At 52.1% G+C, this 13,400-nt stretch carries 10 protein-coding genes and 1 tRNA gene; 7 read left to right on the top strand and 4 right to left on the bottom strand.

The genetic code is table 11. The features are described 5' to 3' along the window. The first annotated feature begins 94 nt into the window (after positions 1 to 94). A tRNA-Leu gene (locus BUE76_RS06895) sits at positions 95 to 176 on the top strand. 117 nt (positions 177 to 293) lie between these two features. Beyond that, complete coding sequence (gene tig, locus BUE76_RS06890; RefSeq protein WP_073040554.1) at positions 294 to 1,667, top strand: trigger factor; 1,374 nt, start codon at positions 294 to 296, stop codon at positions 1,665 to 1,667. A gap of 226 nt (positions 1,668 to 1,893) precedes the next feature. Here the strand turns inward: tig and BUE76_RS25275 are convergent, their stop codons facing one another. The 3 genes from BUE76_RS25275 to BUE76_RS06880 all read right to left on the bottom strand — a co-directional run bounded on the left by BUE76_RS25275 (position 1,894) and on the right by BUE76_RS06880 (position 5,641). Further along, positions 1,894 to 2,025 (bottom strand): hypothetical protein, encoded by a 132-nt coding sequence (locus tag BUE76_RS25275; protein ID WP_262485766.1) that lies wholly within the window; start codon positions 2,023 to 2,025, stop codon positions 1,894 to 1,896. Between the two features lie 121 nt (positions 2,026 to 2,146). Continuing rightward, a complete protein-coding gene (locus BUE76_RS06885) occupies positions 2,147 to 2,884 on the bottom strand; it encodes a PAS domain-containing protein (RefSeq protein ID WP_073040556.1) in 738 nt (245 codons plus the stop codon). 174 nt (positions 2,885 to 3,058) lie between these two features. Next, positions 3,059 to 5,641, bottom strand: a complete 2,583-nt coding sequence (locus BUE76_RS06880) for a M14 metallopeptidase family protein (RefSeq protein WP_073040557.1) — start codon at positions 5,639 to 5,641, stop codon at positions 3,059 to 3,061. 363 nt (positions 5,642 to 6,004) lie between these two features. On the opposite strand from BUE76_RS06880, the gene BUE76_RS06875 reads away from it, so the two are divergent. The 5 genes from BUE76_RS06875 (at position 6,005) to BUE76_RS24450 (ending at position 9,551) form a co-directional block, all read left to right on the top strand. After that, a complete protein-coding gene (locus BUE76_RS06875; protein WP_073040560.1) occupies positions 6,005 to 6,694 on the top strand; it encodes a ClpP family protease in 690 nt (229 codons plus the stop codon). Positions 6,695 to 6,771: 77 nt separating this feature from the next. After that, a complete protein-coding gene (locus BUE76_RS06870) occupies positions 6,772 to 7,419 on the top strand; it encodes a ClpP family protease (protein WP_073040562.1) in 648 nt (215 codons plus the stop codon). Between the two features lie 227 nt (positions 7,420 to 7,646). Next, positions 7,647 to 8,888 carry an ATP-dependent Clp protease ATP-binding subunit ClpX gene (clpX, locus tag BUE76_RS06865; protein WP_073040564.1) on the top strand — a complete coding sequence of 414 codons (1,242 nt, stop codon included), beginning with the start codon at positions 7,647 to 7,649 and terminating at the stop codon, positions 8,886 to 8,888. A 107-nt stretch (positions 8,889 to 8,995) separates the two neighbouring features. Further along, a complete protein-coding gene (locus BUE76_RS06860; RefSeq protein WP_073040567.1) occupies positions 8,996 to 9,175 on the top strand; it encodes a hypothetical protein in 180 nt (59 codons plus the stop codon). 211 nt (positions 9,176 to 9,386) lie between these two features. After that, positions 9,387 to 9,551: a hypothetical protein gene (locus BUE76_RS24450; protein ID WP_158069936.1), complete on the top strand. Its 165-nt coding sequence runs from the start codon at positions 9,387 to 9,389 to the stop codon at positions 9,549 to 9,551. Positions 9,552 to 9,702: 151 nt separating this feature from the next. Here BUE76_RS24450 and BUE76_RS06855 read toward each other — a convergent pair whose 3' ends face one another. Then, positions 9,703 to 13,041 carry a vitamin B12-dependent ribonucleotide reductase gene (locus BUE76_RS06855; protein ID WP_073040965.1) on the bottom strand — a complete coding sequence of 1,113 codons (3,339 nt, stop codon included), beginning with the start codon at positions 13,039 to 13,041 and terminating at the stop codon, positions 9,703 to 9,705. Positions 13,042 to 13,400 lie beyond the last annotated feature (359 nt).

Genomic DNA, 13,400 nt, shown 5'->3' with positions numbered 1-13,400 from the left:
GCAAAATGCCTTACTTTTGCCGCCCTGATCGGCAATGGTGAATGGTGAATAGTCAACTTATTCACGATTGCCCATTCACCATTCACGGAAAAAAGCGGGTGTGGCGAAATTGGTAGACGTACCAGACTTAGGATCTGGCGCCGCGAGGCATGGGGGTTCGAGTCCCTCCACCCGCACAGCACAAGAGCGCAAGGAACAAGAACTGATGAATGCGGAAGGAACAGATCAATCTTTACTTCATCATTCTTCACTACTTGTTCCTTGTTCGTTATTAAAACCTATAACAAACAGTCATGGCTACGATTACCCAGCAGGAGGTAGCTCCCCTGCACAAGCATCTGAATATCACCATCGCAAAGGAAGATTACCTGCCTTCTTTTGAGAAATCGCTGAAAGATTATAGCAAGAAAGCCAATATCCCCGGCTTCCGCAAAGGCATGGTTCCTGCCGGCCTGATCCGCAAAATGCACGGCTCTTCGCTGTTTATCGACGAAGTGCTGCGCACCGTTGACAAAGAAGTTTTTGGTTACCTCCAAACCGAGAAGCTGGACATTTTCGCCCAGCCCCTCCCCGTTGACCTCAACCTGGGCCAGCTGGATGTAAACAAACCCGATAACTACAACTTTACATTCGAAGTAGGCCTGAAGCCCGAGGTGCAGTTGCCCGACCTGGCCAGCCAGAACATCACCCGCTACAAGGTGGACATCACCGACGAAATGCTGAACGAGGAAGTAGAACGCCTCCGCACCCGTTTTGGCAATATGACCGAGCCTGAAGCAGTTGCCGGCGACGACAACGTGCTGAACGCAACCTTTGTTGAAACCGACGCACAAGGCAACGAGATTGAAGGTGGCATCCGCAAAGACAACAGCGTACTGGTGAAATACTTCGCCGAGAGCATCCGTCCTTCGCTGATGGGCAAAAAAGTTGGCGACAACATCCAGGTTTCCCTGGAAGAAGCCTTCAGCGGTACCGAGCGTGCTGCCATACTGGAAGACCTGGGCCTGGACAGCGCTACCGGCCGTCATTTCCGCCTTGACATCACCAAGGTAGGCCTGGTAGAGCCCCGCGAACTGAACGAAGAGTTCTTCGCCCAGCTGTTCCCCAACGCCGAAGTAAAGACCGAAGAAGAGTTCCGCAACAAACTGCGTGAAGAGCTGCAGAAGCAGTGGGAAAGCGAAACCCGTAACCAGCTGCACCACAGCCTTTACCACGTATTGCTGGAAAATACCAATGTTTCTTTCCCTACCGAGTTCCTGAAGCGTTGGCTGAAGACCCAGGGCGAGAACAACACCACCAAGACCGACGAGCAGGTTGAGGCCGAGTTCCCCGCTTTCCTGAACCAGCTGAAGTGGAGCGTGATCACCGAGAAGATGATCCAGGACAACGACATCAAGGTTGAACAGGAAGACCTCCGCCAGTTTGCCAAAGAGCAACTGCTGGGCTACATGGGTATGGGTGCCGGTGCCGAAGAAGCGGAGTGGATGAACGATTACATCGACCGCATGATGAAGGACCGCAAGTACGTAGAAGATGCGTACAACCGCCTGCAAACCCAGAAGCTGTTCGAGTTTGCCGAAACCAAACTGAACGCTACGGAGCAGGTGGTATCGAAAGAAGAGTTTATCAAGATGAACGAGGAGCACAACCACGCGCATCATGCATAAGTAAGAAGTTAGAAGTGGGAAGTAGGAAGTATGGACCACATAAAGAGGAGCACCTGGAAACGGGTGCTCTTTTTTGTTGCTGCAATGCGGCAATGGCTTACACTTGGGAACGACGTCATTGCGAAGCGCCGGTGGGGTTTGGCGTTACGTAGCGGCTGGCGGCGCTGAAGCAATCCCCTGCACCAACAGTGACCAAGTTGGTGACCTACAGCGGCAGAAGATCGCTTCAGCGCCGCGAACTGTCGAGGCTATCATAACCCTGCTGGCGCTTCGCAATGCGGCCCCCGATTGAATTATAGCACTTGATAGAATAGCGGCTATATACAAACGAAAACGGCGCCCCAAACAGGAGCGCCATTTTACTTATTGCATTATCAATGATCGTCTTGGTTCTGCTCAGGTGTAAATAACCGGCAACAGGCAACTGGCTACCGGCATCTTGTATCCGGCAACCAATAACTTGCAACCTGAAACTGGTATTACACTTCTTTGATCATCAGCAATAACTGATGTTCCGCATCGCCATCGCCGGTAATCTGCTTTGAAATGATTTCATACCGCACACAATCATTATCGCCCTTATCGTAAACAAATTCTTTTTTCATCGGCACACCTGTTACAATCACGTTGCGTATTTCCTGTCGCAGTTCTTCCTTTGTCCAGAAGCTGTTGCCAATGTCCTGTAGTTTACTTCCTTCTGCAACATCACTGCGTACACCAAACATTTTGCGAAAAGCCCCGTTGGTGCGCACCAGTTTCATCTGCGAATTGAGCAGCAGCAAGCCGCTTTGCTGCACCGATTCAAACAAGCTACCCAGCAACTCGGAGGAAGACAGGAGGTAACGCTCCAGTTGCTTTTGCGCATGTATGTTGTGGATCAACTTCACGATACAGGAAGTATCGTCGGTTTTTACCAGTATCGATTCACCGGTTACCCAAATAGGTGTGGTATCCTTATGCACCAGGTAATTCTCATCACTGCTGGAACCTGTACGGTGTGTTTGGTTCAGCTCAATTTCAGGCCTGCGGGTAGCCTGGTCTTTTTCAATGTACAACACCCGGAAATGCTTGTCCCTGAGGTCATCGGTAGTATAGCCAAAGGAAAGCGTAAAAGCTTCGTTTACTGATTCAACAATTCCGTCCATGCTCATGATCATCATGGCATTGGTACGGGCATTATTGAACAGTATATCGAAAAACTGGGTAGTGTTCGGCATTGGGTGTGTTTTACAATAATCGGCTCTGAAGGTTATGTACCCGAAGGAAATGATTGCTGAAAATTCTGTGCCGCCTCGTTTTTTCCCAATTAACTAAAGCGCAGTCAAGAAAACGGGGGCATAAAAAAGAGCGCACCCCTTAAGGCACGCTCTTACAACAAATCAGCTAGTTTATCATTCTTCCCCTCTTGCCGATCCGGCCTCAATCACTTTACCAAAGAACACGGCATTCATCATCAGCTTGGTACCGCCCAGCCAGAAGGCCCGCAGGTTGGGGTTATCGGCAATGGCAATGACGCGGCCGCTGCCTACCGTGCTCACCACTACTGCTGCGCTGTTGGCAATGGCAGCTTTGTTTTCCCGGCTTACCCAGCCGCTTTCCAAAGGCTGTTTGCCATAGGTGAACGGGTTGGCAAAAGGACTCTTGCTCCGCTCCATGAACACGCGGTTGGCCTTGAACAGGTGCACCGAAGGCGTGCTGTAGCCATAAGCCAGTGGGTGGCTCAGGTCCACATCGGCACGGAAGATGGCGCCCGCCACTTCCTGTGCACCCACCAATTGTTCGCGGCTGGCGTACGCAAGTGCCTGTGCACTATCAATACCCGACTGCCCACGCTTCAAACCCACAGTGCAGATACCTGCCTGTGCCGCCCAGGTAATGGCGTCTTCGGTAAGCACCAGGGTACCGCCGTTCTGTACCCACGCTTTCAACTTGTCCTTGTTGATATCGCTGTAGCCGGAGCCACTCACCATGATGAGGGTATTATACCTGGAGAGATCGCGCTGGTTGAAAGAGGGCAGGTCGAGGTGGGTCATCGGAATGTCGAAGCGCTGATCAAAAAGGTGCCAGATCTCGCCGGCATCCAGAGCGCTTACCCCGGTACCCACTACCATGGCCACGCTGGGTTTGCTTAAGGAAACAAACTTGCTGCTGCCCAGATCGCTGCCGCTGAGTACGCTGCCATTGCCAATGGCATAAACAGGCACGCTGTATTGCTGGGCAATGGCCTGCACTCTTGTCAGCAACTGATCACCCGAAACGGATTGCATCGATACCGGCAGCAGGATGGTACCGAAGTCAAACTTGCGGGCCGTACCACCAATGGTCATCTCCATCGGCCGGGTAGCCACCTTGGTGATGATGCCAGCATTTTGCAAAGCATATAAAGCTGCCGGTGCGCCAAAGGCCTTCCAGTCGAGCAGGTAGCCTATTTCGCTTTTGCCACCTACTACGCCGCCCTTTGTCGTAACGGTACCACTTACCACTTCACCCATCAGCGAAGGCGTGAATTGGGCCGCATTCAGCTGGGCATAGGGCAGGCCAAAAGCCAGGGGCATGGTCCAGGAAGTGATGTCGTAAAAAATACTGTCTTTGTATTCAAGGGTCTTGTCAAAGATGGCTTTGATGAGGCGGTGTTGCGGCTGTGCGGCAGGCACCACGTAGCTGTTGTTTTTACCAAATACGATGCCTTCCACTTTGGTATCATTCGCCAGCCTGCGCACTTCTATCTGGTGGCGGCGCAGCATGTTTACAAAAATGGCGGTGCGGCCTTCGTCATTGCTATCGCCAAACACATAACCCTTTACTGCATTGGCAGCAGCATCGGTCAGGGCCGAGCGGTAAAACTCACGCTGCCAGTCGAGCAGCTCGCGGCGCAGGTTGCGGGCGGCTTCCAGTGTGGACAGCGTAGTGGTAAACTGGTTTCTGATGGTAAACGGAAAACGCAGTACGCCATTGGCAGTTTGCTGGGCATGGCCACGCGAAGAAGCCTGCTCGAAGAGGATACCTACGGCGCCGTTCACATCTGGGTAGGTAGAGCCTTTGCCGTAGTAGAAATCATCGTAGTTCTCTTTTGTAAAATAAAGCGACCCGATGCGGTCGAGGAACTGCGCATGGTACTGGGCAATTTTGCCCGTCAACTCCTGGTTTTTGGCAGGCGTGATGGGGTTGACGCGGCTGGGCACACCAGGCTGGAAGAAGAAAGTAGCATTGCTACCTTGCTCGTGGTGGTCGGTAAGGATATTGGGTTTCCACTTGTGGTACCATGCCAGTCGGTTCTGGCTTTCCACGTGCTGCGCAGGCAGCCAGTCGCGGTTGAGATCGAACCAGTAATGGTTAAATCGGCCGCCGGGCCAAACCTCGTTGAACTCGCGGGAAGCAGGATCAGTAACCAGGTTTTTGCCGCGGTGCTGGTTTACCCAGGTAGAAAAACGCTGGAGGCCGTCGGGGTTAAATGAAGGGTCAAACAGAATAACGGTATGCTCCAGCAGGTCGTCGATCTGGGGGCCTTTGGCGGCCGCCAGGTAATAGGCGCTCAGCAGGGATGCATTGGCACCACTGGGTTCATTGCCGTGGATGGAGTGGCCGATATATACCACCGCAGGCATATCGGCAGTATTTAAGGCAGCCGATTTTGAAGGGTCTGTCAACTGTACATGCTGCTGGCGGATCTGCTCCAGGTTCTGGTGGTTTCTGGGCGAGGTAATGATCAGCAGCACCTGTGGCCGGCCCTCGTAAGTAAAACCAATGGGCTCCAGCTTGATGCGGTCGGGTGCCGCCTTTGCCAATGCCTGCATATAGTTCACCAGCCGGTCGTGGGTAATATGGTACTCCCCTACCTGGTGGTAAATCACTTCCTGCGGTTTGGGAATGGCGGCATTGTACGGTACACTGTCGGGGAGGTAATAACTTAAATCTTGCGCCTGCACCTGGGTGGTGGCCAGCAGCAACGCGGCTGTGCGTAACAATTTTCTCATGTAAACGGGTTGGGGGCTGAAGATAAAGAAAGCCGCAACAGTTTCTGTCACGTAAAGATGCGAAGGAGCAAAGCCGCAAAGAATTTTTCACGCCACGACGCAACGGGGCCATGGCGCAACGATTTGTTTGTTTTTGAAATTCTACCCACTTACAAAACTATACTTTGCGTCTCTTCGGCTTTGCGAGCCATACACCTTTCCCTTTTGCATCTTTGCTCCTTTGCGTCTCTGCGTGAAATAATCGTGGCTCCGTTGCGTCGTTGCGTGAAAAAGACTCTGCCCTTTTGTCGCATTTTGTACCCGGGCTCATTATTTGATAGCACCTAAACCACTATATTGCCTTACCTATAATTTAAGACGATCATGAGTAACAAATCGGAATTTGAAAAATACGCCGTCAAACACCGGGGCATGTCGAGCAATACCTTAGACAGTTATAATAAATACCTGGTAACGGCCCTCACCCCCAACATCATCGAAGAGCGTCCGATGAACGTAGCCGTCATGGACGTGTACAGCCGACTGATGATGGACCGCATCATCTTCCTGGGATATCCCATCAACGATGAAGTGGCCAATATCATCACCGCGCAACTCTTGTTCCTGGATTCTACCGACCGCACCCGCGACATCAACATGTATATCAATTCTCCCGGCGGCTCCGTATATGCGGGCCTCGGCATCTATGATACCATGCAGTTTGTATCGCCCGATGTAAGCACCATCTGTATTGGCTTGGCAGCCTCCATGGGTTCGCTGCTGCTATGCGCCGGCACCAGCGGTAAGCGTGCAGCCCTCAAGCATGCCCGCGTGATGATGCACCAGCCTTCGGGCGCCATCGGCGGACAGGCTTCCGATATCGAGATCACCGTGGGTGAAATCAAGAAGCTCAAAAGAGAGCTCTATGATATTTACAGCCACCACACCGGCCAGGAAACAGGCCGCATAGAAGAAGACCTGAACCGCGACTTCTGGATGCGTGCCGGCGAAGCCAAAGATTATGGCCTGGTGGATGAAGTGTTGCTGGTGAACCCCCGCAAGGAAAAGAAATAGCTCAAACAGACCATGGTCTATGGACCATCGACCATGGCCATTGAAAGCACATGTTTCACGATCAAAAAACTATAGCAATGGACCTGAATAAATTTTATCTGGATAAACGTTTCGAAGAAGACGAGCCCGAAGAAGACGACCAGGAGAAAGAACTGCGTGCAAAGACCGATACCGAAATGCTGTACCGTAAACTGGAGAAGTATTTCTTTAAAACCCGCAGCATCTACTTCTGGGGGGTGGTGGATGACCGCTCCGCAAAAGATATTGTAACCAAGCTCCTCTTGCTGGAAGCCGACAACCCCGGTGAAGAAATCAAAATGTACATCAGCAGCCCCGGTGGTTCTGTTACCTCGGGTATGGTGATCTACGATACCATGCAGCTGATCAAAAGCCCCGTGAGCACCATCTGTATGGGCCTGGCAGCCTCCATGGGATCCATCCTCCTGAGTGGTGGCACCAAGGGCCGCCGGTTTATCTACCCGCATGGCGAGGTGATGATCCACCAGCCTTCGCTGGGTGGCCATATCCAGGGCGTAAGCGCCGACATGGAAATCCATGCCGAGCAAATCCGCCGCACCAAAGAAATGGGTGCCCGCCTGCTGGCGGAGAATACCGGCCAGACTTTTGAAAAAGTAATGAAGGATTTCAACCGCGACTACTGGATGGATGCGAAAACTTCCATTAAGTACGGTATTGTGGATGAGATCATTACGAAGCTGTATTGATAGTCGGAAGTCGGGAAAGTCAGTAAAGACGGGAAAGACGTTTATAAAAATCTGAACCGTCTTCTGGCTTTCCGGACTTTGGTCTTCCGACTTTACAGACTATCGACTTTTCTGACTTCGTTAATATTCCCTCAAGAACCGCCCCGCCCCGGCGGTTTTTTCTACTTTTGCCCAATGGATGCAGCAAAGGCCTGCATTCCCGCCTCTAACAATTATCAACTGCACACATGGCTAAAAATCTGCTCCATTGTTCGTTTTGCGGCCGCAGCCGCGATGAAGTAAAGATCCTCATCGCAGGGCAGGAAGGCCATATCTGCGAAAACTGCGTGGAGCATGCCCGCGAAATCATCGACCAGGAGTTGATGGTGCGCGATGAAAAAACGCCTTCCTCCTTCAAGCTTACGGTTAAAAAACCCATGGAAGTCAAGAAGTTTCTTGACGAGTACGTGATTGGGCAGGACGAAGCCAAAAAGGTGATGGCCGTAGCGGTATATAACCACTACAAACGCCTCCAGTATAAGGCCAACGAGCAGAACGGCTCCGAGATCGAAATTGAAAAAAGCAATATCATCATGGTGGGCGAAACCGGTACGGGCAAAACCCTGCTGGCCAAAACCATTGCCAAGTTGCTCAACGTGCCCTTTGCTATTGTAGACGCCACTGTTTTTACCGAAGCCGGATATGTAGGCGAAGACGTGGAAAGCATCCTCACCCGCCTGCTTCAGGTTTGCAACTATGATGTAACAGCTGCCGAACGCGGTATTGTGTACATCGATGAAATTGATAAGATCGCCCGAAAAGGCGACAACCCCTCCATTACCCGCGATGTGAGCGGCGAAGGGGTACAACAGGGCATGCTCAAACTGCTGGAGGGTACCGATGTGCTGGTGCCGCCACAAGGAGGCCGCAAGCACCCCGAGCAGAAACTCATTAAGATCAACACCCAGAATATTCTCTTTATCTGTGGCGGTGCCTTCGATGGCATCGACCGCATCATTGCCCGCAGGGTGCAAACCAATACCATCGGGTTCAACGTGGACAAAGGCCTTCAGGAAAGCATGAAGAAAAACCTGCTGCGCTATGTAAACGCCCAGGACCTGAAAGGCTTTGGCCTTATCCCCGAGTTGCTGGGCCGCCTGCCCGTGGTAACGCACCTCGACCCCCTGGATGCTTCCACCCTGCGCGCCATTCTTACTGAGCCCAAAAACGCTTTGGCCAAACAGTACCACCGCCTCTTCGAGCTGGAAGGCATCAACCTCCACATCGAAGACGAAGTGCTGGATTTCATTGTTGAAAAGGCCATGGAATACAAGCTTGGGGCACGTGGTTTGCGCAGCATCTGCGAAGGCATCCTTACCGATGCGATGTATGAACTTCCTTCTTCCAAGGAAAAGTATTTCGTGCTGGACATGGAAACTGCCCGCCGCAAGTTTGACAAGAGCAAATTGAGTTTGCTGAAAGTAGCGTAGGAAAGCTGTTAGCTGTTAGCCATTGGCTTTTAGCTAACAGCTAAAGGCTAATAGCCATTAATTTTAATCTACATAACTAAGGACCTATGTTTGGAAACATGTTCGGAATGAACAAAGACAATGCACAAGGACAAGTGAATGAACTCGTTGAACGCCTGAAGACCAATGCCAACCTGAGCGACGAACAGGCACAACAGGTACTTGTTACCCTCAAAGATTTCGTGGTAGAAAAGTACCCCATGCTCCAGGGGGCGGTGAGCAGCATTTTTGGCGGCGACATAAAATAATAGGTAGAACCATTTTGCGAAGCACTTCCATGAGGAGGTGCTTTTTCTTTTGCAGCATTGCAAATAACAACAAGGTCATTATGGTGTATCCATCGTGCCGGCCGTTGAAATACCGAGGTTCATAGACAACTAATCAAAATCCATCTATTTTTTTCATCATATAAAACAAAAGGATTTAGTTTGCAGCTGCATTAAAAGCAAATGAAACCCTATGAACCCTTTGGTTAAAAAAGTTATTACCGACACAGGCTTACCCCAAGATCAGGTAGAGGTAGTAATACAGTCGGTGGCCGATTACGTTAAAGAGAAGTATCCCCTACTCACCGGCACCATTGATATGATACTGGAGCAGCAGGATGCCAGCCATGTAAGCTGAAAAGCCTACCTGCACTCATCACAATGAAACTGAAAAGATCCCGCCTCGCAGCGGGATCTTTGTTTATAAGAGGCTTATCATAACTACTATCAGGTGAATGGGCAATGGTGAATAATGATTGATTGACCACTCACTATTCACCATTCACGCCTTAGCTGCAACCCATGCTGTTGCCGCAGTTGAGGCACTTGTAGCAGGTGCCGCTGCGTACGGTGATGTGGCCACAGGTGTTACAGGCCGGGGCATCGCTTTGCATGCTCTTGGCAGCAGCGTTTACCGCATCCATACCCACTTCAGCTTTTACAGCCGTCTTTTGGACAGGCTTTGCAGGAGCCACCGAAGCTACTACCCGTACATTCGACAGTTCGGGCGCCTTGGCAGGCTGATCGTCCCAGCTGTCGGTACCGGTGTTCTGTACTTCGGGTTTGTCCAGCACATGCACCAGGTCGGTACGGTTGAGGTACTCGTAACCCAGCATCCGGAAGATAAAGTCAACGATTGAAGTGGTAGACTTGATGTTCGGGTGCTCTACAAAACCGGCGGGGTCGAACTTGGTGAATACAAATTTCTCTACAAATTCTTCCAGGGGCACACCATACTGCAGGCCAAGCGAAACGGCAATGGCAAAGCAGTTGAGCATCGAGCGCATGGTAGCGCCTTCCTTGGCCATGTCGATGAAGATCTCCCCTACAGTACCATCGGCATACTCACCGGTGCGTACAAACACGGCCTGACCGTTGATCTTGGCCTTTTGGGTAAACCCACGGCGTTTGGCAGGCAGGGTGCGGCGTTCAACGATACGGGCCAGGTCGCGCTTCAGTTGGGTGTCGGGCGATGCCTGTACCCTTTTCTGTACTTCGTCGAGCAGCTCTTCGATGGTGAGCTTGCCCATATCTACGATACCGCTACCGGTGATATCAGCAGTTGTTTCGGCTTCTGCCTCGGCGGGTTCGTCTTCTTTTTTCTTCTTGTCACTCTTGTTGCTCAGGGGCTGGCTCAGTTTGGAACCATCGCGGTAGAGGGCGCAGGCTTTGAGGCCCATCTGCCAGCTAAGCAGGTAAGAGTCGGCAATTTCTTCAACTTCTGCTTCGTGGGGCAGGTTGATGGTTTTGGAGATGGCACCCGACAGGAAGGGTTGTGCAGCAGCCATCATCTTGATGTGGCCGTGTGCATGGATATACCGCTCGCCTTTGTTGCCGCACTTGTTGGCACAGTCGAAAACGGGCAGGTGTTCGTCTTTCAGGAAAGGCGCACCTTCCACGGTCATGGTACCGCATACATAGTCATTGGCAGCATCGATCTGCTCGCCGGTGAAGCCGAGGGCTTCCAGCAGGCTCCATTCGAAGTTGTAGTAATCTTCGGGTTTGAAGCCCAGACGCTGCAGGCACTCTTCGCCCAGGTTGTATACGTTGAATACAAAACCGATTTCAAAGGCGGCACCAACGGCCTTATCCAGTTTCTTGATTTCCTCGGCGATAAAACCTTTCTCGCTCAGGGTCTGGTGGTTGATGTGGGGCGCACCGGCAAAAGAGCCTGCACCTACTGCGTATTTTACAATGGCATCCACTTCTTTGGCACCATAACCCAGGTTCTTCAGGGCAACAGGCACCGACTGGTTGATGATCTTGAAGTAACCGCCACCGGAAAGCTTCTTGAATTTAACCAGGGCAAAATCGGGTTCCACACCGGTGGTATCGCAGTCCATTACCAGGCCAATGGTACCGGTAGGGGCGATAACAGTGGTTTGTGCGTTGCGATAGCCGAACTGCTCACCCAGCTCTACTGCATCATCCCACGCCTTGCAGGCGGCTTTCAGCATATAGTCGGGGCAGAACTGCGCTTTCAGACCCTGGGGCTTGATGCTCAGGCCTTCGTAGGCGTCGGCATCGTAAGCGGCCAGGCGGTGGTTGCGCATTACGCGCATCATGTGCTGCTTGTTTTCTTCGTAGCGGGGGAAGGCGCCCAGGAAGGAGGCCATCTCAGCCGAAGTTTTGTAGGCCGTACCGGTCATGATGGCGGTAAGGGCGCCGGAAATGGCACGGGCCTTCTCGCTATCATACGGAATACCGCTGACCATCAGGAGCGAACCCAGGTTGGCATAACCTAAACCGAGGGTGCGGTAGTCGTAGCTCAGCTGGGCTACTTCTTTGGAGGGGAACTGTGCCATCAGTACGGAAACTTCCAGTACGGTGGTCCACAGGCGGCAAACATATTCAAAACCTTCCACATCGAAGTGGTTGGTATCGTTGTCGTAAAACTTCATCAGGTTGGCCGATGCCAGGTTACATGCGGTGTTATCCAGGAACATGTACTCCGAGCAGGGGTTGGAAGCCCTGATTTCGCCACCTTCGGGGCAGGTATGCCACTCGTTGATGGTGGTATTGTACTGGGTGCCGGGGTCGGCGCAACGCCATGCGGCATAAGCGATCTGGTTCCACAGCTCACGGGCGGGCACTTTTTTCATGGTGCGGCCATCGGTGCGGGCTTTGAGTTCCCAGTCTTCGCCTTTTTCGAGTTTCTCGAAGAAAGAGTTGGGGATACGTACCGAGTTGTTCGAGTTCTGACCCGATACGGTGCGGTAAGCTTCGCCTTCGTAGTCGCTGGCATAACCGGCAGCAATGAGGGCGCCCACTTTCTTCTCCTCCTCCACTTTCCAGTTTACAAACTCAACGATCTCGGGGTGATCGAGGTCGAGGCACACCATCTTGGCAGCCCGGCGGGTGGTACCACCGCTCTTGATGGCACCTGCAGCACGGTCGCCGATCTTCAGGAAGGACATCAGGCCCGAAGAAGAACCGCCACCGGAAAGCTTTTCGCCTTCACCACGGATGTTGGAGTAGTTGGTACCTACACCCGAACCGTATTTGAAGATGCGGGCCTCACGCACCCACAGGTCCATGATACCGCCATCGTTCACCAGGTCGTCGTTCACGCTCAGGATAAAGCAGGCGTGGGGCTGGGGACGTTCGTATGCAGAGGTAGAGTTCTTCAGTTGGCCGTCGATAGGGTCAACATAATAGTGTCCTTGAGGAGCACCGGTGATGCCGTAGCTCTCGTGCAGGCCGGTATTGAACCACTGCGGTGAGTTGGGCACGCACATTTGCGCCAGGATGCTATAAACCAGCTCTTCGTAAAATACGGTAGCGTCCTTCTCAGTAGCAAAATAGCCATAGCGCTCTCCCCATACTTTCCAGCAGTTGGCCATGCGGTGGGCTACCTGTTTTACCGAGGTTTCGCGACCCAGCGACCCGTCGGGCTGGGGCACACCGGCCTTACGGAAGTACTTCTGGGCCAGGATATCGGTAGCGATCTGGCTCCAGCCTTTGGGCACTTCCACGTTGTTCAGTTCGAACACCACTTCCCCACTAGGGTTGCGGATCACGGAAGTACGGTAGTCGTACTCGAAGAGGTCGAACACCGGCTTGGCATCGCTGGTGTATTTGCGGGTAAAGGTCAGGCCTTTAGCAGCGGTTTTTTTAGCAGTAGGCATATCAAATTCGTTTATGTTGAACAGGTCCATGTCTCCTCCGAAGTCTTGTGGGACATCGAAATTATCCGTACCTGTCGAAAAAAAGGAGCCAGAGATATGCACACCTGTGCACAACCTTCGTGGACATTTTTTGTAATGCAAGCCCTTGCTGCGTTTGGTGAGTTATGCACGGGAAATGCACAGCATGTGGCAAACTTTTTTTAGGCGAAACGCCCATTTTCACAGGGGTGAGGATATGGCCCCCACAAGCCTGAAACTATTGTCCAGCTTGCATTTCAGCCAAATCGGGAAAACTGTAGGGGTTTTCCCCAAAACTGGCCCAGCCTATACCAGCATCCTGCATTTTCCAAGCCATTTTT

The organism is Cnuella takakiae, assembly GCF_001953305.1.
In the GTDB taxonomy this organism is placed as follows: Bacteria; Bacteroidota; Bacteroidia; order Chitinophagales; family Chitinophagaceae; genus Flavisolibacter; species Flavisolibacter takakiae.
The sequence above is the reverse complement of the archived record's forward strand: the minus strand, read 5'-3'. Positions and strand labels throughout refer to the sequence as shown.